The 23848-nt window shown below is 29.9% G+C and carries 23 protein-coding genes and 3 tRNA genes; 12 read left to right on the plus strand and 14 right to left on the minus strand.

Translation table 11 applies throughout. The features are described from left to right. The first annotated feature begins 152 nt into the window (after positions 1-152). The 12 genes from ACEG17_RS08420 (at position 153) to ACEG17_RS08475 (ending at position 9693) form a co-directional block, all read left to right on the plus strand. The gene (locus ACEG17_RS08420) at positions 153-1283 is read left to right on the plus strand and encodes a toxin-antitoxin system YwqK family antitoxin (RefSeq protein WP_372583362.1); all 1131 of its coding nucleotides are present in this window, start codon (positions 153-155) and stop codon (positions 1281-1283) included. Between the two features lie 36 nt (positions 1284-1319). Beyond that, positions 1320-1880, plus strand: coding sequence for a hypothetical protein (locus ACEG17_RS08425; protein WP_372583363.1), 561 nt, complete (start codon positions 1320-1322; stop codon positions 1878-1880). Positions 1881-1927: 47 nt separating this feature from the next. Next, positions 1928-2215 carry a hypothetical protein gene (locus ACEG17_RS08430; protein ID WP_146959671.1) on the plus strand — a complete coding sequence of 96 codons (288 nt, stop codon included), beginning with the start codon at positions 1928-1930 and terminating at the stop codon, positions 2213-2215. A 37-nt stretch (positions 2216-2252) separates the two neighbouring features. After that, positions 2253-2951, plus strand: coding sequence for a hypothetical protein (locus ACEG17_RS08435; protein WP_372583364.1), 699 nt, complete (start codon positions 2253-2255; stop codon positions 2949-2951). Positions 2952-2968: 17 nt separating this feature from the next. After that, positions 2969-3427, plus strand: coding sequence for a hypothetical protein (locus ACEG17_RS08440; RefSeq protein WP_372583365.1), 459 nt, complete (start codon positions 2969-2971; stop codon positions 3425-3427). A gap of 42 nt (positions 3428-3469) precedes the next feature. Next, complete coding sequence (locus ACEG17_RS08445; RefSeq protein ID WP_372583366.1) at positions 3470-4090, plus strand: J domain-containing protein; 621 nt, start codon at positions 3470-3472, stop codon at positions 4088-4090. 81 nt (positions 4091-4171) lie between these two features. Further along, positions 4172-4657 carry a B-box zinc finger protein gene (locus ACEG17_RS08450; protein WP_006804977.1) on the plus strand — a complete coding sequence of 162 codons (486 nt, stop codon included), beginning with the start codon at positions 4172-4174 and terminating at the stop codon, positions 4655-4657. A 105-nt stretch (positions 4658-4762) separates the two neighbouring features. Further along, positions 4763-5236 (plus strand): hypothetical protein, encoded by a 474-nt coding sequence (locus ACEG17_RS08455; RefSeq protein ID WP_372583367.1) that lies wholly within the window; start codon positions 4763-4765, stop codon positions 5234-5236. A 78-nt stretch (positions 5237-5314) separates the two neighbouring features. Beyond that, a complete protein-coding gene (locus tag ACEG17_RS08460; RefSeq protein WP_372583368.1) occupies positions 5315-5896 on the plus strand; it encodes a hypothetical protein in 582 nt (193 codons plus the stop codon). 420 nt (positions 5897-6316) lie between these two features. Then, positions 6317-6877: a hypothetical protein gene (locus ACEG17_RS08465; protein ID WP_372583369.1), complete on the plus strand. Its 561-nt coding sequence runs from the start codon at positions 6317-6319 to the stop codon at positions 6875-6877. Positions 6878-6923: 46 nt separating this feature from the next. Beyond that, positions 6924-8069, plus strand: a complete 1146-nt coding sequence (locus tag ACEG17_RS08470; protein WP_372583370.1) for a YARHG domain-containing protein — start codon at positions 6924-6926, stop codon at positions 8067-8069. 136 nt (positions 8070-8205) lie between these two features. Then, positions 8206-9693, plus strand: coding sequence for a hypothetical protein (locus ACEG17_RS08475; protein WP_372583371.1), 1488 nt, complete (start codon positions 8206-8208; stop codon positions 9691-9693). A gap of 140 nt (positions 9694-9833) precedes the next feature. Here ACEG17_RS08475 and ACEG17_RS08480 read toward each other — a convergent pair whose 3' ends face one another. From ACEG17_RS08480 to ACEG17_RS08545, 14 genes are all read right to left on the minus strand, one after another. Continuing rightward, on the minus strand, positions 9834-10547 hold the full coding sequence (locus ACEG17_RS08480; RefSeq protein ID WP_443674897.1) for an ABC transporter ATP-binding protein: 714 nt from the start codon (positions 10545-10547) through the stop codon (positions 9834-9836). Positions 10548-10590: 43 nt separating this feature from the next. Continuing rightward, the gene (locus ACEG17_RS08485; RefSeq protein WP_147006269.1) at positions 10591-11349 is read right to left on the minus strand and encodes an ABC transporter ATP-binding protein; all 759 of its coding nucleotides are present in this window, start codon (positions 11347-11349) and stop codon (positions 10591-10593) included. 67 nt (positions 11350-11416) lie between these two features. Continuing rightward, positions 11417-12502: a branched-chain amino acid ABC transporter permease gene (locus ACEG17_RS08490; protein ID WP_372583382.1), complete on the minus strand. Its 1086-nt coding sequence runs from the start codon at positions 12500-12502 to the stop codon at positions 11417-11419. Positions 12503-12526: 24 nt separating this feature from the next. Next, positions 12527-13423, minus strand: a complete 897-nt coding sequence (locus ACEG17_RS08495; RefSeq protein WP_372583372.1) for a branched-chain amino acid ABC transporter permease — start codon at positions 13421-13423, stop codon at positions 12527-12529. 238 nt (positions 13424-13661) lie between these two features. Beyond that, positions 13662-14777, minus strand: a complete 1116-nt coding sequence (locus ACEG17_RS08500) for an ABC transporter substrate-binding protein (protein WP_147006271.1) — start codon at positions 14775-14777, stop codon at positions 13662-13664. Positions 14778-14830: 53 nt separating this feature from the next. Continuing rightward, entirely contained in the window at positions 14831-15943 is a 1113-nt protein-coding gene (locus ACEG17_RS08505) for an ABC transporter substrate-binding protein (RefSeq protein WP_372583373.1), read from the minus strand. 362 nt (positions 15944-16305) lie between these two features. Then, positions 16306-16902, minus strand: a complete 597-nt coding sequence (locus ACEG17_RS08510) for an outer membrane beta-barrel protein (protein WP_299570395.1) — start codon at positions 16900-16902, stop codon at positions 16306-16308. Between the two features lie 470 nt (positions 16903-17372). Continuing rightward, positions 17373-17448 (minus strand) — tRNA-Phe (locus ACEG17_RS08515). A gap of 4 nt (positions 17449-17452) precedes the next feature. Next, a tRNA-Asp gene (locus ACEG17_RS08520) sits at positions 17453-17529 on the minus strand. Between the two features lie 7 nt (positions 17530-17536). Beyond that, positions 17537-17612: transfer RNA gene (locus ACEG17_RS08525), tRNA-Val, on the minus strand. A gap of 159 nt (positions 17613-17771) precedes the next feature. After that, positions 17772-18278 (minus strand): PSP1 family protein, encoded by a 507-nt coding sequence (gene ricT, locus ACEG17_RS08530; RefSeq protein WP_147006274.1) that lies wholly within the window; start codon positions 18276-18278, stop codon positions 17772-17774. Then, on the minus strand, positions 18275-18994 hold the full coding sequence (gene radC, locus ACEG17_RS08535) for a RadC family protein (RefSeq protein ID WP_372583374.1): 720 nt from the start codon (positions 18992-18994) through the stop codon (positions 18275-18277). Before radC ends, ricT begins: the two co-directional genes overlap by 4 nt. A 346-nt stretch (positions 18995-19340) precedes the next feature. Next, positions 19341-22394 carry an alpha-amylase family glycosyl hydrolase gene (locus tag ACEG17_RS08540; RefSeq protein WP_372583375.1) on the minus strand — a complete coding sequence of 1018 codons (3054 nt, stop codon included), beginning with the start codon at positions 22392-22394 and terminating at the stop codon, positions 19341-19343. 25 nt (positions 22395-22419) lie between these two features. Beyond that, on the minus strand, positions 22420-23793 hold the full coding sequence (locus tag ACEG17_RS08545; protein WP_372583376.1) for an aminopeptidase: 1374 nt from the start codon (positions 23791-23793) through the stop codon (positions 22420-22422). Positions 23794-23848: the final 55 nt, after the last annotated feature.

Here is a 23848-nt window from a genome sequence, read left to right on the forward strand (position 1 = left end):
ATGGTATAGTATAATTAATTTCGCAACATAGAAAAGGAGTGATATCAAAATGATAAATTTTAGGTTAAGACTAGTTAATTTTTAATACTCTATAAAAAAATTAAGAAATAAACAGGATATTTGCAAATATATGAAAAATAAAGGAGTAATTTATGAAGAAAATAAGCAGACTGCTTATCAAATTATTAGTATTAACTATGCTTTTATTCACAAGTACAATTTCTTTTGGAATAAAATTAGACACAATAAAAGGACTTTCAAGATTGAGCAACTATAAGGAACTCAAAGATATTGAAACAAGTAGGATAAGTAACTTTGAATTGAGAAATAGAAGACCATACATGCCTATAAAAAATTTTACTGGAGTTGGAGTTGTTTATCTTCAAGGAAGAGTTATTGGACTTTATACAATGAAAAATGGACTTTCTGATGGAAAAATTTATATTTTTTATGACAATGGACAATTAAGAGTACAGGAAAATTGGAAAAATGGAAAAAGAGAAGGAGAAGCCGTATCTTATTATGATAATGGACAGCTAGAAACAACAACAACTTACAAAAATGGAAAAGTTAATCTTTATAAAAAATATAGCAATGACGGAAGTTTTTTATTTACATATACTCAAACATCTGGAAATCAAGGAATAATGACAACTCATACTAGAGATGGAAATATAGAAGTTATCGAAAAAAGTCAAGCAAGATATGAAGAAGTAGATAAAGACCGAGTTTTGATTTGGAACACTGTATTTACTAAAAATGGTGAATTTCAAATTTATAATAATAAAGGACGGCTTATAAAAGAAGGAGTTTATAAAGATAATATTGTTTCAAGTTCAACAAAGGTTGATAAATTTTTAGGATTTATTGCACAAGATACCACTTATAAAGTTGATGTTGAAGATAGAGATTATTATTTTCAAATGCTAAAGGACTTGAATGTCAAAGGTATAACCGAAGAATCTTACAGGGAAAGTGTTGATTACTTTGGAAAGAAAAAATATTGTGCTACAATTGGAACTTTGTTTCTTCAATATTACATCTTCGAAGGACAGCCATTGGAAAATACAATAGGTTTATATCTATTAAAAGTTTCTAAAGATGCTAAAAAAATATCAAAAAAATACACTGAGTTAAACAATGCAGATTTTATAGTAAAATATTTTCAAACAAATTGTAAAATTCCATCTGAAAGTAAGTTAGAATTTGTAGAAAAACAAAATAAAAATCCTAAGGAAACAAGGAACTTTTTAAAAAATCCTGTTATTACACAAAAAAATTAATAATAATATAAATAAAAAAATAAAGGAGACCTAATTATGAAAAAAATTATCTTAATGTTAATGCTTGTTTTAGCAAGTTTCGCTTTTGCCACAATAACAGAGCAAGACACTGACAACTTTTTTTCTCCTAAAACACAGGTTTATATTTCAAATCAGAAAGACTGGTTCTTTGGACAATATCCAGATGATTTCGAGGGAGAAAATACTAAATGGGAAAAACATAATTATTTTATCTATGTTCTTCCAGTTGGGAAAAAATATAAAATTGCCTATACTCCTTTTGAAGAAGTTACTTCTTATGATAAAGAAGGGTATCCTACATTAACTTATACAACAACAACAGGATATGTTGTAAAAAGTAGAAAAAATGAGAAAATACCCGCAGCATCTTCATACAATTATAATATTATGTTTATAGGTATGCGTACTGGTACAGAAATAAAAAATGGAAAAAAATATGAAAGAGATAATTATCAAATTCTTTCAGAAAGTGAATTAAATGCTTTATTAAAATCTAAAAATGCCAAAAGACTTGATCCTGCTACAGAAAAGAATACGAAAGCCTGGCTAGATTGGATATTGCATAATACTAATTAAATTATTCTATAACAAAAAATTATAATAAAAGAAAGAAGGAAAAATTTATGAAAAAAACTATATTATTATTTATGCTGGCAACATCTCTATTTGCTTTTTCAGCAAACAAAACTTCTAAAAAGAACAGAAGAATTAAAAAAGCAAGAACCACATCAACATCTAAAAAAAGCGGAAAAAAGAAAGATGCAATGAATATGGAAAGATTTAGCTTTCACGATTTAGCAAACTATCCCAACCGCCCTGCACCTACCAATTATAAAAAAGTTCGAGAAGAATATTTTAGAAAAAATCCTGATAAAATTCCTCCAAGTATGAGAGATCAGTATGCGAAATAAGATAAAACAAAATATTTAAAGAAAGGAAGAAAAGTCAATGTCACAAATTATTCAAATTTTTAACGATTCTTCATCATTAACATTGAAACTCATATTTTTGGCTTCTATTATACTGCATATTCTCATTATAGTCCTATCTATAAGACGTAAGCCTCTCGAAGGAGTAACAAAAGGAAAAGTATGGATTACATATCTTTTATCATACTGGCTATTAGGATTGGTGGCAGGAACAATTGCAGGAGCTGCTTTATTCCTTATACTAAAAGGTATATTTTACATTCTTAGCCTGTTTAATTATAGTCATCCAACTGAAATTACGATTTCTAGAATTGCAACAGCTGTACAATTTATAACTGGAGCAATTACTTTTGCTGTATTGAACAAAAAATATCTAACTTCCAAAGATAATATTGCCAGAGAAGAAAATACTACTACAAAGCAATACATCTTACTAATTTTAAAACTAATCGGAATAGGGATACTTGTATTATTTGCAATACCGTTAATTGCTCTATTTATAGCAGGTTATTTAGTATTTAAAGTGCTGGGAATCGGAAACTTCATTGGAAATGTTGCAGTAAACAGAGTTAGAGAAGTACACGATGATATCGATATCCATACTTACGAAAGACAGCGATATAGCGGAAATGTTCAGCCACATGAACGAATTATTTCAGATTCAGAAGCAGAAGAAATTAAGGAAAGAATTAAAAAAAGAAATCAAATTTTTAAATAAAAAAGGAAGTGAAAACAATGAAAAAATTATTATTAGCAGGACTGTTAATTGGAAGTTTTGCATTCGGACAACAAATTACTGTGAAAAAAGGGAGCTACTGTACTGGATTTTCTAGTATAGGTGGAGATTTTGGAAATGCCACAGGAGAACATTTTAGATTTTACGATACTTGTAATATCAATGGAACAGAGTATAAAGATGTTGCTTTAGGGTACACTTGGGGAAAAAATGATACTGTAGATTCAAATAAATTTTTAAATAAAAAATTGAAATCTAATCACAAAACATACATACATCCAGGCATAAAGCTGGATTTTGAAAAAAATCTTCAAATAGACTTAAGAGGCTGGGGATTCCCAAAAACATCTGATTATCTATTTGAAAATATTGGACATAAGAGTAGAACTGTAAAAAATTATTTTGGGTTTGAAATGATAGAATATAAAAAACTTCCGTTTACTGATGAAATAAAATAAGGATATATTTATAGCAAAAAATTTGAAGAAAGGAAATAAAATATGAATAAGCAAGCTGTCAGAATTACACAATTTGTAATAAATTCTATTCTAACTTTTGTATCATTTACCAGTGCAATTTTAGTATTTCTTCTTTTAATCCCTCTTGCAATAACAGCTCTTATAAGTTTTTTTGTTCATAACTGGAGCTTCTTTTGGAATTTTCTGGTTATAGTAGCTATTTTGCTGGGAGTTGCATTTTTCGTAGAGACATTAAGCTTTAAACTTCCAGAAATGTTTGGAAAATTTTTTGAAGAAGAAAAAGAAGATGAAAAAATATATCAGGAGTATGAAAACTGGTTCAACGAATGGTACCAAAAAGAATACGAAAAATACCAGCAAAAATGGCAAGAACAGCAGAATCAGCAAGGGTACAGCACTCATTATTCAGCCGAAGATATAATTGAAAAATTTGAAGAGAATCTGAAAGTTCTTGGGCTTGATTCAAGTGGCGAACTAACTCTTCAAACTATAAAAAAGGCACACAGAGTAAAGGCAAAAGAATTTCATCCAGACAAAAACCCTGGAAAAGACACCACTGCCGATATGCAACGTGTAAATGCGGCAAAAGAATACTTGGATGCCAATCTGGAATACTATCTATCTAAAATATCTAAAAACTAAAAAAGCAAAATTTTAAAAGTTAAAATTTTTGTAAAATACATGATAATACTTAGAAAATAATTATCAAAAGGAGGAAAAATAATGAAATGTTTTTATCATCATGATAAAGATGCCCATGTTATATGTAAAAACTGTAACAAGGCGATCTGTACCGACTGTACAGTAGATATAAGAGGAGAAATGTACTGTCCTGACTGCTTTAGTAATTTAATTGCCTATCAGGAAAAATATTTATCAAAATTAAAAATGGTTTACATTGTAGGTGGAATCATAGCAGCTGTCGTATTTTTCTCATTTGTTGGGAAGAATTTTGAAGGGGCATTGCTTCTGGCTATATGGTTTGGAAGTGCTCCAATAGGCTTATTTGCTTCAAAAAATGCACCAAGTCCATACGTACCAGTCTCTATGGAAGGATTAGGAAAACTATTGCTAATGAAATTAGGAATAGCCCTTATTTTTGGACCAATTTTTGCAATAATTTCAATCTTTAATTATTTAAATACATCAAAGACTGTTCAAGAAAATAAGGCTTTACTTGAACAAATAATGAGTCATCAAGCAAGATAATCACGAAAATTTAGTTTTTATAGTATTCTATATTATCGTGTATTTCATAAAAATTTTAACTTTTAATATTTTTATGTAAAAAAATCAACAATGAAGGAGATTAATATGAAATCTAACGAATACAGTTACATAAAACTATGTTATTTAGTAAAATATATCTTTATTGCTATTTTTGTCATAAGGGCATTAATTCTGAGTATGTTTTTTGGAAAAGCAATGAATGAACTGATGATAATGGTTGGTATTTATTCTGTTATTATTTTTTTCATTTTTAAAGGATGGTTTGAAATTGAAGGTTTAATAATAATGAGAGAGTTGAAAAGAAGAACAGATAAATTGCCCGTTCCAAAGGAAAATATCTTTAACTGGAATAACAAAGGCGAAGTTGGAATATTTTTTACCGATCCTGAAAAAGGGACATTTTGGTTTTGCAGCAACCAGACAGACTACAACTTATACGTTTATCCAATAATCGAATTTAATATATATGAAAATAATACTACAATTTTTTTTGAAAAAATAGCAGGCGATTGCGATTTACAAAAATTTAAAGTTTTTAAACCAGTACAAACATATTAAAAAAAATAAATTTATAAAATTAAAAAAATAGAGGAAATACAAAAAATCTATAAATAACGGAAAGGAATAATTTAAAATATGAAAAAAATTGTAACTTTATTTATATTACTGGCATTATTTACCGTATCCTGTGGAAAAAAAGTAAAGGTAGATGAGTCGCAATGTCTTAATCCCGATGAATTAAATCAGATGTTAGGAGAATATTACAGCAGTGCAGGAGGTCCTTCTGGAAATACTGACTCATTTGATGTAAACTATGACAGATTTCTTAAAATACATGCCACTATCGGCTGTGAAATAAACGCAGGAAATGTAAAGGAAAAATTTGAAGCTTTTGAAGAATCCAGAAAAGAAGAAAAACAAAACTTGATAATAAATGATAAAGCAATATATCCTCTTTTGGTACTAAAAACCTACAAATTATTACTTACATATAAATCAAGATATGCAACTGGAGACCATCGAGAAGAATATGACCAAATGGTAAAAGAACTAGAAAATATGAAGCCAGATCAGTTTGAAAAAGAAACTGTCAAGACATACAATGAAATTACAAAACTTATTTCAAAAGAAAATATGCAAGATTTAAAAGGCTACTTAATCTATCCATATTCTAATGTAGCACATATATTACAAGGCGATGTTAAATGGACATATTAAAAGTTTTGAATCTAACACAGCAAATAACCTGAAAAATTAAACAATAAGCTGGGAGAAATCCCAGTTTCTTTCTATACTGTATCTTTATGAATATCTTTGATTTCAAGGATTTTAATAAAAATTTATCTTTATAATTAATTATTTCAAACCCTTATTTTATCGTATTTAATCACTTTTATTTAATTATAACTTTATATTTATAATAAAATAATAATTAATTTTGATATTTTATGTGATATAATATAAAAAATTTTATAATTCAAGGAAGAGTTATAAAATAAAGAGTTTTAAGTATAATATAAAAAGGAAATGACCTAATTCCTTGTACTTTATAATATAAAATTATTAATTAAATAACAAAAAAACTAAATACTGGTACAAAGTTATTTAAAAAATTTGAAAATAAAGGAGAACTAAATCATGAAAAAACTTATTTTAATGTTAATGCTTATTTTAGGAACTTTTGCTTTTGCAGAAATAACGGAACAGGAAACTGACAGTTTCTTATTGCCAAAAGCTCAATTTTACATCTCAAATCAGAAAGACTGGTTTTTGGGAGAAGATCCAGCTGATTTTGATGGTGAATATACTAAATGGGAAAAGCATCATTATTTCATTAGTGTTCTTCCCATCGGAAATAAATATAAAATTGCCTATATACCTTTTGAAGAAATAAAATCTTACGACAAAGAAGGCTATCCTATTTTAACTTATACAACAACAAAACAATATGTTATAAAAAGCCAGAGAAAAGAAAATATACCTACAACAACTTCATATAATATTAACATTATGTTTGCAGGAATGTTTCCTGGAACAGAAATAAAAAATGGAAAAAAATATGAGAGAGACCGTTATCAAGTCCTTTCAGAAAGTGAATTAAATACTCTGTTAAAGTCTAAAAATGCGAAAAGACTTGATTCAACTACAGAAAAGAATACAAAATTATATTTAGACTGGTTATTCCATAACAATAATTAAATTGTTTTTCAATAAAAAATTTTAAAGAAAGGAAATATAAGAAAATATGAAAAAGTTATCAATAGCAATTCTTATCTTGGCATTTATGGCATCTTGTTCAAATAAAGAAAATGGTAACACAAAAAATAAAAATAATACTTCAAATCAAACAGCTGCCTATGTAAAGCCTCAAAATCCGCAAGGCCCTACAGTTGCACTTAACTTAACAGACTTTAAGATTGACAATGATTTTATTTTATATCAAGGTACTCCATTCACAGGAAAAATTACGTTTGATACATTTTATGAAAGTGGATATTTTTTTGTAAAAAATGGTAAACTGGAAGGAGAATCTGAAATAAATTACAAAATGAGCGGATTTAAAAGAAAAGATGTTTTCCAAAATAATATTATTTTAAGTTTTTCACAAATAAAAAATGGAATTACAACAGAATTTATATACGAAAAAAATGATACATCCTATGGAAAAAAAGTAGCTGAAGTTCGTACTTCGTATGGAAAAAATTCATACATCTTTAATATAGCTAACAGTACTGGAAAAATAGAAGTTAATGGCAAAAAAGCAGATAATATTACAGTTTTAAGCAACAGTGTGAGCGGAATTGTTAAGGAAAACGGTTCTTTTTATAAAATCATCTATTCATATTCAGAAGGGCAAGTTACGGAAGAGAAGTATAAACTAGACTCTAAAGCTGACAAATCTGAAGTCTTAGTTGAAAAAAGACTTTTGGAAGCACTTTACTTGAAACCTGCTGAGAAATCGACTGGATTTATAAACGAAGAAGGAATTGAAAAATTAGATAGAATAATGTACCAGCTTGGAAAACCTGGGACTTCAACACCAACTTCAGGACAGCCAGCAGACCCTAATGCAACAGTTGTACCAAATACGGCACCTCAACAAAATCAATCTGGAACAAATCAGAATGATGACGATTTAGCAACATTAGACCGAGTTTACGATGAAGTAATGCATAAAAATAATTTGGCAATATTAAATACGTTTTCAAAAGAGAAATTAGGCTATATAAGGAATACACTTTTTGCCAAGAAAGGATATAAATTTAAAAATCCTAAATATTCAAGCTACTTTTCTCAAAAAAGCTGGTATAATGGAATATATGATTCCGATGAAATATTAAATCCAGAAGAAAAAAGATTTGCTCTCATAATTAAGGAACGAGAAAAATAATATAGTAAAACTTATTTAAAACTAAACTCAAAAGCTATGACTATTTTACTCAAACAATAAATTTATATAATTTTAGCAGTTTAAGTTAAAATAGGTTTGAGTATGTAATCAAAAAACTGAAATATAAGGAGGAAAAATGGAAAATCAGAATAATATAAAAAATGAAGAAAATAATACAAACTCTAATAACAACCAGTCTCAGGGATTTCTCGACAATATTCTTTCAAAGGACAACAACCAAAATAAACTTTTTTTAAAAAGTATTTTTGGATTAAGTGCTGCAATCTTAGCTGGAATACTGTGGCTAGCATTCAAAGGGCTTATGTTCTACATGCAAATTAAAAAGGTAGAAAAAGCCTCTTCCGGTTCAGATTTGATGGGAGGACTAGGGGCTCTTGGAGATGCTGGAACATCCATGCTGAATATTTTTCAAACTATTTCAAATGTTCATAACATCTTTAAATTTGGAACAATTCTATTAATAATCGTGCTTGTTCTGTCATATTTAAAAATGAAAAAGGGAAATTTGACAAGCAATTTTACAAAAATAAATTATTTATCAGCAGTTGGAGTCGCATTAATCGGAATTCTAGAAATTGTAAAAGTGGATAAATATATGAATATAGTAAAAAATCCACTTGCAGCTGGAATGTCAATGATGAGCAATCAGCAGGAAATACCAAATCCAAATCCGAAACTATGGATATTCTTTTCAGTGCTGTTCCTAATTCTAGCAGTTATTTCTACAACAACAAACTATTTCAAGGCATTTAAAAGCAAGGACTTTGAAATGGCGGATGTACAAGCAGGAATCCAAACTGCCAAAGAAAAATACAACAAGATGGATTCAGGACAAAAGAAAAAAATTGGAATTATAGCGGCTGTAATCGTAGGAGCATTGGTACTTTACAATATTGGCGTGAATTATATATTTTTAGATAATGTCGATTTTAGCAAAGCTTATGCTGTCAGAGTCACTGGAGATTCAGAAAATGCGTCAATATCATGGGAGACAAAATACGACTACTATTACAAGATAAAAGAGGAAGCGAATAATAATAAGAAAGCACAAAAAGAAATGGAATTTCTAGATAATGGAGAAATTAGCATTGACTATCCTAAAGACAAGCAGTTTAAAAATGGAGACACAGTAACAGTGAATTTCACATATAATAAGGATTTAGCCAAAAAATTAAAAATTCGCCCTAAAAATACAAAAGTAAAAATAAAAATAGAAAATCTTCCAAAAATCGCAAAAGAAGTTAATGAAGTAAAAAATTTAAAGGCATTTGTAACAAAACTTTCTCAAGCCAGGCTCGAAAATACCTATGACAACATGGCTTTCTATAATGTCGTTGATTTGTCTACATACTCAGCATTGCCAAATATTTATTACAAAAAAGACGATAGCGGACACTTGACTTTAAAATATTTTTACGGCTCTGTTTCTGCTGGAGAAGAAATTTTAGCGGTTACAGTAAAAAAAATTATTCTAGATAAAAATGGCAATATCATTTCATATGATGATAATAAATTGGATGATAAAAATAACTATGAAAAATATTACAGCATTCCTGAAATAGAAGCTGCAATGAATTCAGAAGGATATATGCTGTTAAATTAAAACAATAATAAATTTTTTAACTGGGATTTCTCCCAGTTTTTTTCTTCTCTAAAACTTCCCCAAAACAAAAAAACCATCCCAAAAAGCCAAAAAACTTTTCAAGACAGTTTTCAAAAACAAATATTCTAATTTTTTTATTTTTATCCTCCAAGATAAGCCTTCTTAATTTCAGGATTTGTAAGCAGTTCCTTCCCTGTTCCTTCCAGAATTATTTTTCCAGTTTCCAGAACGTAGCCTCTGTCTGCAATTGATAGTGCCATATTGGCATTTTGTTCCACTAACAGCACAGTTACGTTTTCTTCTTTATTAATTCTTACAATTATGTTAAAAATTTCCTGCACTAATAACGGTGCTAGTCCCATTGACGGCTCATCTAGCAATAATAGTGAAGGATTTGACATTAAGGCTCTTGCCATTGCTAGCATTTGCTGTTCTCCTCCACTCATTGTTCCTGCCATCTGTTTTTTACGTTCAGCAAGTCGTGGAAACAGTGAGAACATATGCTCCATATCTTTTTTTATTTGATCTGTATCATTTCTTGTAAATGCTCCCATTTCCAAATTTTCCAGTACAGTTAATTCTGTAAAGATTCTACGTCCTTCTGGAACATGTGCCATTCCACGGCTGACAAGCTTGTAAGCATCAATGTTAGTTACATTTTCCCCACTTAGGGAAATTTCTCCCGATTTTATTGGTACAAGCCCTGAAATAGCGTGAAGTGTAGATGTTTTTCCTGCACCATTTGCACCAATTAGAGAAACGATTTCACCTTTTTTTATCTGAAATGAAATGTTTTTTATAGCGTGAATTCCGCCATAATATACATTTAAATCATTTACATTTAAAATATTCACTTTTCCTCCTTTTTGCTAATTTTATTTAATTTCTTCTTAAATTTTATTCTCCTAAATAAGCTGCAATAACTTCCTTATTATTTTGAATCTCATCAGGAAGACCTGAAGCAATAATTCTCCCAAAATTTAGCACATAAAGTCTTTCACAAATTCCCATTACTAAGTCCATATCATGCTCGATTAGCAGGATTGCAATTTTAAATTTATTTCTTATAAAGCTGATTGTGTTCATTAGCTCTTTTGTTTCGTTTGGATTCATTCCTGCTGCTGGTTCATCCAATAGCAATAATTTGGGATTTGTTGCCAAAGCTCTTGCTATCTCCAATTTTCTTTGCTGTCCATAAGACAAGTTTCCAGCTGTAATATTTGCCATTTCAGCCATATCAAAAATATCCAGTAAATCAAGTGCCTTATCTGTTATTTCCTTTTCTTCCTTCCAAAATCTAGGAAGTCTAAAAATCGCTTCAAAAGTATTATATTTCATACTGCTGTTAAGTGCCAGCTTTACATTGTCAAGCACTGTTAATTCCTTAAACAGTCTTATATTTTGAAATGTTCTGGCAACTCCCAAAGCAACTATCTGTGGAGTAGTTTTTTTATTTATACTAATCTGATTTATAGAAATATCTCCGTCAGTAGGTTTGTAAACACCTGTCAGCAAGTTAAATATTGTTGTTTTTCCAGCTCCATTTGGACCAATTAATCCAACTAGCTCACCTTCCTTAATTTCAATATTAACATTATCAACAGCTCTTAGACCTCCAAAAGATATTCCCAAATCTGTCGTTTTTAATAATGACATATTTTATCTCCTATTTTACTTCATTTTTATATTTATCAAAAATATTTAATTCTAACTTTTCATTTTTTTAATTCTTGTTATTTCTATAATTTCTAAGTTTATTAATTCTTCTCTTTGTTCCTGCAAATGTAAATTCCTTCGTACCAAAAATTCCTTTTGGACGGAAAATCATTAATGAAATCAATATAATTGCATAAACTAAGTATCTAAACTGCGAAACATCTCTCAATCTTTCATTTAGAAGTGTCAAAATCGTTGCAGCGATAATCGCTCCCGTAATACTTCCAAGTCCACCTAACACTACCATAACAAGAATTTCTATTGAGAATAAAAATCCAAATTTATCTGGTGTCAAAATTCCAATATTATGAGCAAATAACGATCCTCCAACTCCAGCAAAAAATGCTGAAAAAGCAAATCCATAAAGTTTTACACGATTTAAGCCGATTCCTATATTTTCTGCCGCAATTTCATCTTCTCTAATTGACAGAATCTCTTTCCCTTTTCGAGAAGTCATTGCCATTGCGATTATAATAATCGAGATAACTACAATGAAATATGTATTTGAAAAATCTAGAATTGTTGGAATATTGTTAAGTCCAGTTGCTCCACCTAAAAAGTCCAGATTTTGAATAATATATTTTACAATTTCTCCAAATGCTAAAGTAATAATTGCAAGATAATCCCCTCTTAACCTTAGCGTACTTCCACCAACAAGAAATCCAAATACAGCCGCAACCATCCCTCCAAACAATGATACCAGTATTAACTGTAAAAATGGCGGTAAATTATAATTTACGAGTATTTTTGAAATAAATGCCGCTGAATATCCACCAATTGCAATAAATCCAGCTTGCCCCAAATTAAGCTGTCCCATAAGCCCAACTGTTATGTTTAAGCTTACTGCAAATAAAACAAAAATTAATATGTTTATATATATTCCTTTTGTATAACTGAAAGCATCATTTGGATCAAAAGTAAAGCTTAAGACGATATAAAGTGCAATTATTGAAATAAATGTAACAACATAATTTTTTACTTTTAATTTGTTAAAATAGTTCAAATTTTGCCATTTATATTCTTTTGTTTCTTTATGCTTTTTTTCTGCACTATCTATATTTTTTGCTTTTACATCTTTATTAGTTTTTTCCATATTTCCCATTTTCCTCCTTTCAAATTATACTTTTTCCTTCATATTCTTTCCAAATAGCCCATTTGGTCTAAAAATTAATATTAATATCAGTACACCAAATACAATAGGATTTGCCCAAGTTGTAAGCGATGAGCCTTTTACATATGCTTCAAGAAGTCCTAAGACATATCCACCAACCATAGCTCCTGGAATACTTCCAATTCCTCCAAATACAGCCGCAATAAATGCCTTCAATCCTGGCAGCATTCCCATATATGGCTCAATTTGCGGATAAACAATCGCATACAATGCTCCACCCAATGCACCAAGCCCTGATCCAATTGCAAATGTTATGGCAATAGTCTTATTTACATTAATTCCCATAAGCTGTGCAGCTCCTGTATCCTGCGAAACTGCTCTTGTTGCTTTTCCTAATTTTGTATTTTTAATAAATAAATTTAGGGCAATCATACAAATTGAAGTAACTACAATTACAAATATTGTAAGCATACTGATGCTTAAAAATCCTAAATTAATCTTGTTGTTGTTTGATAAAAATGCTGGTATATATTTCTGATCAATAACTTTTGGATTTGCTCCAAATATTATAAGTGCCAAACTTTCTAGCAAAAAGCTCATTCCAATTGCTGTAATAAGTGCCGAAATTTTAGGTGCATTTCTAATTGGACGATATGCAAAAAAATCAATTACAACTCCCATAATAGAACATAAAATAATTGATAAAACAATAGCCAGTATTAATGGCATTCCATTTGACACAGCGATAAGTGTAGCATAAGCTCCCACCATAAGTATATCTCCATGTGCAAAATTTATAAGTTTAACGATACCATAAACCATTGTATATCCCAACGCAATAAGGGCATAAATGCTTCCAGTCTGCAGTCCGTTAATAGTCTGTTCAATAAAGCTCTTTAACATATTTAAAAACTCCTCATACTTTTTACTCATACGTTTATTTTCTACTCATATACTTAGGCAACCTTAAAACTATACTCCTTATTTGTATTCAAAAAATTAGTATAATCTTAAAGCTGCTTACGTATATTTACCCAAATTAATTTCTTCTTTTTAGATAAAAAAAGTTCCAGAGTGTTAGAAGAAAAAAACTTCTCCTAACAACCGAACTTTATAATAATTATTATTTTCTATATTATTTCTAGAATTTTTCCTTCAATGTAAGTTTTCCGTCTTTCACTTCAATAAATGTAACTTTTTTCTCAGGATTTCTTTCTGCATCAAATTTTAATGAACCAGTAACTAAAGTACCGTCAAATTTTTTGATTGCTTCTCTTATAGCATCTTTTGAAGACAAGTCAGAAACATTTTTTAATGCTGTTTCTAAAATAGTTCCTGTATCATATCCTAAAGCAGCGAAAATAATTGGATCTATTTTATATTCATTTTTGTATGCAGCAATGAATTTTTGTACATTTTGATCAGGATCGTCTGGTGCAAACTGACTTGCGAAAACTGCTCCATTTGCAACTTTTCCAAAGTTAGTCTGGATTCCATCCCATCCATCTCCACCCATAAATTGAGCGTTTATTCCAAGTTCTTTTGCTTGTGTCAAGATTAATCCAATTGTGTTGTAGTAATCAGGTACGAAAATTACTTCAGGATTATATCCTTTTACTTTTGTAAGTAATGCTCTAAAGTCTTTGTCATCAGCAGTATATTGTTCTTCTTTTACTTGAATTCCTTCTTTTTTAGCTTGTTCCTTAAATGCATTTGCAAGCCCTACAGAATAATCACTTCCTGTATTTGTTAAAACTGTAACATTTTTACGTCCTTTTGATTTTGCATATTTTGCAACAACAACACCTTGATAAGGATCTGTAAATGTAGTTCTAAATACATAATCTTTTCCTTTTGTAATATCAAATGCAGTTCCAGTTGCTGTAATCATAGGAATTTTAGCTTGTTGTGCAAGCGGTGCAATTGCAAGAGATGGTCCAGATGTAACTTCTCCTACAAAGATGTCAATTTTGTCTTGTGAAACCATTTTTTTAAATGCATTAATTGCTTCCTGTACATCACCTTTACTGTCTGCTTCTACAATTTCAATTTTTTTACCATTAATTCCACCAGCGGCATTTATTTCTTTTACTTTCAATTTAAATCCGTTTATTGTACTTGTTCCATATTGTGCCACATTTCCAGTTAATGCTCCTATAACACCAACTTTTATAACATTCTTGTCCTTAGATGCTTTTGCTCCACAGCTTAGCACAAATAATGCCAATAATGAAACTAAAAATAATATTTTTTTCATTGTTGTTCTCCTCTGCTATATTTTTATAATTAATTTATTTTATTTTTTTTAAATTAAAATTTTTCTTTTAATGTAAGTTTTCCACCCTTTACCTCAATAAATGTAACTGCTTTTTCAGGATTTCTATCTGCATCAAATTTTAATTTTCCAGTTATAAGATCAATTCCACTAACTCCATTCATAGCTTCTTTTATAGATGGCCCTGTCAAATCTTTTGCTGATTTCAATGCAGCTTCCACAATTTCCACTGTGTCATATCCAAGTGCGGCAAACATTATTGGTTCTTTATGGAACTTAGCTTGGTAATCTTTCATAAATTTCTGAACATTTTCAGCTTTATCTTCTGGAGAAAATTGGCTTGCAAAAATTGCTCCTTCTGCAACTGCTCCAAAGTTAGTCTGAATTCCGTCCCATCCATCTCCACCAAAATATTGAGCTGTTATTCCCAAATCTTTTGCTTGAGAAATAATTAATCCAATTGTATTGTAATAATCAGGTATGAAGATAGCTTGTGGATTTTGTCCTTTTACTTTTGTTAAAATCGCTTTAAAATCTTTATCATCATTTGTATATTTTTCTTCAGTAATAGTTATTCCATCTTTTTTAGCTTGTTCTTTAAATGCGTTTGCAATTCCTACAGAATAATCATTTGAAGAATTTGTTAAAATTGCAATTGATTTTACACCTTTAGCTTTTGCATATTTTGCAGTAGCAGTTCCTTGATAAGGATCTGTAAATGTAGTTCTAAATACATAATCTTTTCCTTTTGTGACATCAAGACTTGTAGCAGTTGCTGAAATCAAAGGTACTTTTGCTTGCTGTGCAAGTCCTGAAATAGCTTGTGATGTAGCTGATACAACTTCTCCAATTACAACACTCACTTTATCCTGTGAAACCATTTTTTTAAATGCATTCACTGATTCCTGAACGTCTCCTTTGCTATCCGCAATGACAAGCTCAATTTTTTTTCCATTAATTCCACCTGCATTATTAATGGCATCAACTTTAAGTTCAACACCTTCTTTTACTGCAGTTCCGTATTGTGCATAATTTCCAGTAAGCGGTGCAATAACTCCTATTTTTATAACATTTCCATCAGTTGATTTTTTCCCACAGCCAACAATAAATGCCGTGACTAATAACATCATCAGAAATATTTTTTTCATACTCTCATCATCCTTTCTCTCTTAAATTCTTTGCATCGTCAAAGCATTGTTAGAAAAACATATAATAAATATCAAATAAAATACTATTACTATTAATCTAAAACAAACTTTCACTTACTTATGTCTAATATTATATCATAAAAGGGTAAAGAAATGAAATTATTTTTAAAAATTTATTGTATGCTCAAACTTTTTTTTAATAAAATCAATAAAAATAAAATCTACACGATTACCAAAATTCTTAATATAAACCAATATTAATTTTGATAAAAAAATATTTTGTTTATCTAATTATTTTTTCAAAAAAAAACTACCACATATCGTGGTAGCAAAAATACTATCTATTTTTTATTTACTAAATATTAATTTCCTAAATTGAAATCATAACCTACACCAAGAGATACTCTTCCGTAGTTAGCATTATATTTAGATTTAACACCTAAAGGTCCTTCGTATTCATATTTACCTTTATTTTCTTTATACATAAGTTCCACATTTACGTTGTTGACGTTGATTCCTCCACCTACACCGTAGTAAAGTCCACCTTCTGCTTTATATTTACCTAATCTACCATAATCATGATCTCCATTATTGAATGAATATCCTAAGTCACCTTTAACATAAGGTTTAACAGTAGTTTGTGTATCAAATGTATATTTAGCTGTTCCATATACAGGTATTGAATTATAGTTTTTCAAGTTTTGTCCTGAAACTTTATCTTTTAAATCTTTGTGGAATTGGAATGCAGTCCCTCCTCCTAATTCTAATCCTGGAACTACTTCGTTTCTATACTCAACTCCAATTTCTCCAGAACTGTTTTTAGTTTTTTGATTTTTGTAGTTTTGTCCATAATGGTATTTACCACCTAAATCTAATCCACCTTTTGCTTCAATTTTTCCAGCATCTGCGAATGAAGCTGCTCCTAAAACTAAAAATAAACCAATTAATGTCTTTTTCATAGTCAATCACCTTTCTTTTCTAAAAATCTCCTTTGCGATTTTTCTCTACAAATAAATATTTATCATTTTAAAAGCATACTACTTCTAAATGATAACTAATTATACAACATAGCTCTTATAAAAATGTTTATATATATATATTTTTTTCTTTGAGTAATAATATTATAACTGATATCATTTCAAATTTAATCAGTAAAAATTTATTATGGCTAATGAATTATATTCTTTTAGAACTTTTCAAATGTATTGATATCTATCAATTTATACTCGAACCCATTTAAAGTTAAACTGATAGAAATTATATAATTTAGGGTTTGAGTAAAATAGTCATAATTTTTGAGTTCTGTTTTAAACTAGTTTTACTATATATTTCCAAAAAAGAAACTTATATTCTGTTATAAGTAAAAAATACAATTTATTATCTCTAACAAATTGTATTTCATATAATAAAATATATTTTGTTTTAAAAATGGTGCCCAGACGCGGAATCGAACCACGGACACAGGGATTTTCAGTCCCTTGCTCTACCGACTGAGCTATCTGGGCATAATGGCGGAAGTGACGAGACTCGAACTCGCGACATCTTGCGTGACAGGCAAGCACTCTAACCAACTGAGCTACACCTCCAAATAAATGGTGGTCACAACTGGGCTCGAACCAGTGACCCCCTGCTTGTAAGGCAGGTGCTCTCCCAACTGAGCTATGCGACCACGTACTTTATTACTTGATAAGTATATCATATATTATTTAATATTTCAACTCTTTTTTCAAAAATTTATATCAATATTCAAAAATTCTCAAAATTAAATTGATAAAATTAAAAAAATTTAGTAATTTAAATAATATATTTTTATTTCCTTTCTAAAATACTACCAATATATTTCTCTTCCATATTTTCCAAAAGCAGATAAAATTCTACCTTCATCATTTGTTTTAATTTGATAAAACTCTACCCGTTTTTTAAAAGTTTTATTCACTTCCTTTACTAGTTCTCTAAAATCAAGCCTATTGTTCGCTGTAAAATAGAATATTAACTTACTTTCATCAAATGTATATTCACCAATAACAAGATTCATTTCAGGAAGAAGTTTTTTAACAATTTTTTTACACTTAAAATATGCATCATCAGCTTTTTTATCTAACTCAGATAATTTTTCTATTTCCTTTTTTGATAATTTTCTTTTAACTTCTCTAATTTTCAAATCATTCTGTTCACTATTTTCTTTATTTAATGCAACTCCTAAAACTATTCCTATCTGTTCTCCACGGATTGTGTCTACAAGAACATAATCCCCTTTTTTATAATTCTCTGTTTCATTTATCATAAACGGATAAACTTTTTTCGTTTTTCTAAATTTTATATTTATTATATTCATAATATCCCACCTTCTAAAAAGCTAAAATATCCTTTCTCGCTTATTATTAAATGATCAAGCAAACGTATTTCCAGACTTTCAAAAACTTCCTTTACTTTTTTTGTCAATAAAATATCAGATTCTGATGGTCTCAAAGAGCCTGATGGATGATTATGTACTAAAATCACTGCTTTTGCATTATATTCTAAAATTTTTTTTACTAATTCACGAATATAAACTGTACTTTTATCAATCGTCCCATAAAATAGCTCCTCTTCCTTCAGCAATTCATTTTGAGTATTCAGAAATAATACTTTAAACACTTCAACATCTCTATTTAAAAGAGAAAATTTTAAATAATTCAATAATTTAATATTACTTGACAATGTAATTTTTTTATTATGTACTTTTTTATAAAGTTCACTTTCTATAATTTCAAATAAAAGTTTAAAAAATACAATTGCTCTCTCAGTCATATATTTATTTTTTCGCAATTCTTCTTCCGGCTGTTTTAAAATCGTATATAAATCACCGTATTTCTTTAAGAGGCTCTTAGCGATTCCTCTACAATTTTTTCTAATAACTGTATAGGTTAGCAACAATTCCAAAAGTTCATAATCCAAAAAACCTTTTGTCCCAGTAGATAAAAAACGTTGCCTTAACCTTTCTCTATGCCCTTTTTCCTGCTCTTCGGCCATATCTTGTTCCAATACTAACTCTATTTTACTCCCCCTCATTTTTCCCCCAAAAAATGTTTTTAAAAAATATTTATACTTGAATAGTTTATCATAAAACTAAAAAAATAACAATATTATAGTATTAATTGAACTAGATAAAAATTATTTATTAAAGTATTGATTTTTTTTGAATTTTTTGTTATAATTATTATGTTAATATTATTAGTATTATTAATCTTTTCATATATCACAACTGAAGAAAAAATTGGTCATAAAAGACAGTCCTTATACCTCTTTCTCATGGGCTGTTTTTTATTTACTATTTTTTCTAAAAAATAAAATTTATACAAAATAAGGAGCCAATAAATTTAGCTCCCTATTTTTTTATATTTTATGAATAATATTTTTATTCATAATCTCCATCTATCCTAACTTTTCGCAAAATCATCCCTTCCTTGGCTTTTAAATCCAACTTGATTTTTCCAGCTGAACTTGTTCTGAATGTTCTGCCTTCTGTTACCAGATCAATAAATCTCTCATCCTGATAATTTGTCTCAAATTCGATATTTTCGCAGCTGTTAAATGAATTATTTATTATAACAATAATCGAATGATCCTCAATTACTCTTTCATATGCAATTATGTCTCTTTCGTTGTCAGCAAACACTTCTCTAAACTTACCATAAACAAGTGTTTTATTTTCAAGACGGATTTTTATTAATTTTTTATACCATTCAAATAAATCACGGTCGACTTTTTGCTCATAAATTTCGTTTTGGTTAACATGAGACGGATTTTTTTCATCATCATATAAAAATTCATTCCATAACATCGGCTTTCGGCAATATGGGTCTGTTGCTCCCCACATTCCCACTTCGTCACCATAAAACAGCATTGGTGCTCCAATATAAGTCATTTGGAATATTGAAATTAATTTTAGTATATCTTTTGGCTTAATTAAACTGTTTCGCCAGTCTATTGTTGTGTTTGGATGATAATTTGAAGCTAAATCTGGACGAATTCCGTTATATCCTTTTTCCAGCTGTTTTCCTTCCTCCAGATTTCTTCCAAGCACATCATTTACAATTCTTGAATAAAGCCTGTCGGTATCGTGTGAACCGTTTAAGTTCTGGCTCGCCTGCAACGCCTGATATGGATACCAAGTTCGTTTTTCTCTAAGTTCATTGAAAAAATCCTGTGCTTTCAGTTTATATCTTACTCCACCTTCATGGCTTTGATTTATGAAGAAGCCAATGACTGTTTTTAACCATTCGTAATTCATTACAGTGTCAAATTTATTTCCACCATTAATATCGGCCGAAGCATTTCCCCAAAGTTCAGCAGTTATGTATGAATCTTTTTTGCTACCCTTTACAACCTCACGCCATTCATTCCAGAAATTCTGATTTTCAAGACAATTTGGTACATCTAGCCGCCATCCGTCAATCCCGTCATCATCCATCCAGTTTTCACTTTCTTTTCCGTCAGGCCCATACATCCATTTTCTTGTAATATTGAAAATGTATTCCTTGTACTCCTGATTAAATGTGTTAAATTCAGGAAGCGAATCAAATCCTGCCCAAGCGTTGTAAGCAGTTCTCTTTCTGTTTGCAATTAAAGTTTCAAATGCCTGCTCTTCATTCATTTCATCTGTTATTGGGATATGTTCTCCAAAATCTGTAAATTTATACCAGTCCTTGTATTTAGAATTTTCGCCATCCGCAAGCACCATATTAAATGTCCAGTGTTCATTGCTGCTATGATTAAAAACCCCGTCAAAAATTACACGGATACCATTTTTATGAAATTCCTTTATCAAATCTACCATTATCAAATCTGATTCTGTCCAAACCCAAGTTGATGGATCTTCTGTTTCCCCATAACCATTTTTCCCACGATTTTCACCATTCAGGTTTACTTGCAGAAGTTTTAGCTCACTACTTGTCGAAGCCTTATTTCTAAGTACATCTACATACGACTTATTCCCATATTTATTGTTTTTATTAATTTCCACGCCATGAGTTTTTCCACTTGTCTTTATCGTTCCAAAGTCTGGTGAAATATGTCTAAAGTCATTTGCTCCATATTTATGGTTTTGATATGAGAAAAATACTGGATTTAGCCATACTGCATTAATTCCCAATTCCTTCATATATGGTATTTTTTCTTTTATTCCCTGCAAATCTCCACCATACATTCTAGCATATTTCAAACTGTAATCAATTTCACGCTCACCTAGTTTTTCCCAAATTACCTGTTCCCTAAAGTCAGCAGTCCATCTGTTTCTATCAAACTGACTAAGCACATTGTTACTTTTTTCCCATTTATATTCTTCTACAAAATTCTGTTCGTGAAGTCTATTTGGCTTAAATGCTTCTGGTCCAAATTCATTAAAAATTGGATCATTATAATGATTTCCATTGTAAAATCTGTCTGGGAAAATATTGTACCAGATTGCCTCTTTTGCCCAGTTTGGTACATCAAATAGCTGTATATCCTTAGAAGTCGTATTCACAATCAATCTCTTTGGTTTGCTATAGCTCAATGTTTCTCCGTTAAAATATGCTCTTGAGCCATTATCTTCAAGAATAAAATAATACAAGAGCTTTTTAGCTTCTTTACCAAAATTTATTATCCTTTCAAAATAATCAAATCCATTTGTCTTATCCTGATATCTTTCTAGTTCATAAATCATCTCATAATTATCTTCCTCATGTAGAACTACACTAACATAGGCACGTTCCACATCGTTCATCTGAGTTCTTATTTTAAATTCATATTCACTATCCGACAATTTATTAAAATATTGCAAACTGTTATAATCATGTACTATCGCCTTCAAATCAGTATTTTTATCTATTGCTTCATACACAAATTTTCCAGTTCCAAAATCTCCTTGTGGAAACAATGCTCCATTTTCTCCAATAACCAGTTTTCTATTTTCATTCTGAGGATACCATTTTCCATCAATCAGATATTTATATTCATAAACTCCTTCAGGCGAAGCAAGTACTACTTTATAGTTTGTTCCTTCAAAATGATGGATAGGTTCTGTATCAGGCTTCCAATTATTAAAGTTACCTGCAATTTCAACTTTATCCGCCTTTTCTAGTCCAAAATCAGCAATATCCAAATTCATTCTGTAAAATTTCATTTTAGTTAATGAAAATATCTTTTTTGAGGGAGAATATTCTACATAAATATCTATTCCTTTTTGAAATCCAGTTATTGATTTTGGCAGCAAGTTTTCATCCACTACTGCCTCAAATCTTTTTGCAAAAGGTGCTGTATGACTATAAGTCACACCGCTTATTGTTCCACTTTCCTCATCCTTTATTTCAAAAAAATAACTTCCTGACTCGACATTTCCCCATTTATATATAAAATTTTCCCAATTTTGTTTTAAATTCTCTTCCTTGTAGAATTTATTATCTTTATAAATTATAATTTTATAGCCCATTTTTTCTCCTAATTATCTACTCTCCCTAATTTAGCTCAAAAAATACTTTATATGCTCTGTATGTTTCATACAAATCTGCTTTTGACGAGATTTCAAATAAAGAGTGCATTGATAAAAGTGCAGGCCCTGCATCTATCGTTCTGATTCCGTAGTAAGCCAAGAACTTAGCAACTGTTCCTCCACCACCTTCATCTACTTTCCCAAAGCCACCCGACTGATATTTAATCTCATTTTTGTCAAATATTTGTCTTATTTCCTGAATAAATTCTGCATCAGCATCGTTTGCCATAGCTTTTCCACGGCTTCCAGTATATTTTGCAAACGCCAGTCCGTAAGACAGTCTTGCTGCATTTTCTGGATCATGTACAGACTTAAATACAGGATTTAACGCAGCTGTAACATCTGATGACAATGCTTTTGAGTTCCACAAAGTTTCCCTCAATATCTGATCATTATAATTTTTTTCTGTAAGTAACAGCATTTTCCCAACAACATATTCAGGTAATGTTGACTTCAAGCTCGTAGAACCTTCACTTCCAATTTCTTCTTTATCTGTCAGATAAATCATGACAGTTTTCTCAGTTTCCTTAATATCAAACAAGGCTCTAAGCGAAGTATATGCACAAATTCTGTCATCTTGACCATATCCTCCAATCATGCTCTTATCAAGCCCCACATCCCGCAATTTCCCAGCTGGCACAACTTCCAGCTCTGCTGTAAAGAAATCATCTTCTTCTATTCCATAATCTTTTTTCAACTTATCAAGCACAAACTGCTTTATTTTTTTATTTACATTTTCATCATCTAAAGGCATATTTCCAAATAATAATTTCAGTTCTTCACCTTTAATAACATCTCTTGCCTTTCTTTCATCCTGCACATTGTAAGACAAATGCGGCAATATATCAGGCATACTGAATACAGGCTCGTCATCTTTTTCTCCAATAGAAAGTGTTACTTTTTCTCCATTTTTTAAGAAAACAACACCATGCAATGCAAGCGGAGTTGCAGCCCATTGATATTTTTTAATTCCACCATAATAATGCGTATTTAGTAGTGCAAATTCTTCTTCTTCCATTATCGGATTTGGCTTTAAATCCAGTCTTGGAGAATCTACGTGAGAAACAATCATATTAATCCCGCTTTTTATATCATTTCCAACAATTACTGCAATGATGTTTTTATTTCTATTGTTAAAATAAATTTTATCCCCTTTTTTCAATTCACTTTTTTCATTAATATTGACAAAGCCATTTTTTTTAAGTTCCTTTTCTGTTAAATCCACAAATTCTCTCTCAGTTTTGGCAGAATCCAAATATTTTTTATAATCTTCAGCAAAGTCAAAAATTACTTTCTTTTGCTCGTCTGTATAATTTTTCCACAAATTTTCTTTTGTCATTTTCTACATCCTTTCCAAAATTAATAAAATATACAACAAAAAACAAAAGATGGCG

It is taken from the genome of Leptotrichia hongkongensis (assembly GCF_041538065.1).
GTDB lineage: Bacteria > Fusobacteriota > Fusobacteriia > Fusobacteriales > Leptotrichiaceae > Leptotrichia > Leptotrichia hongkongensis.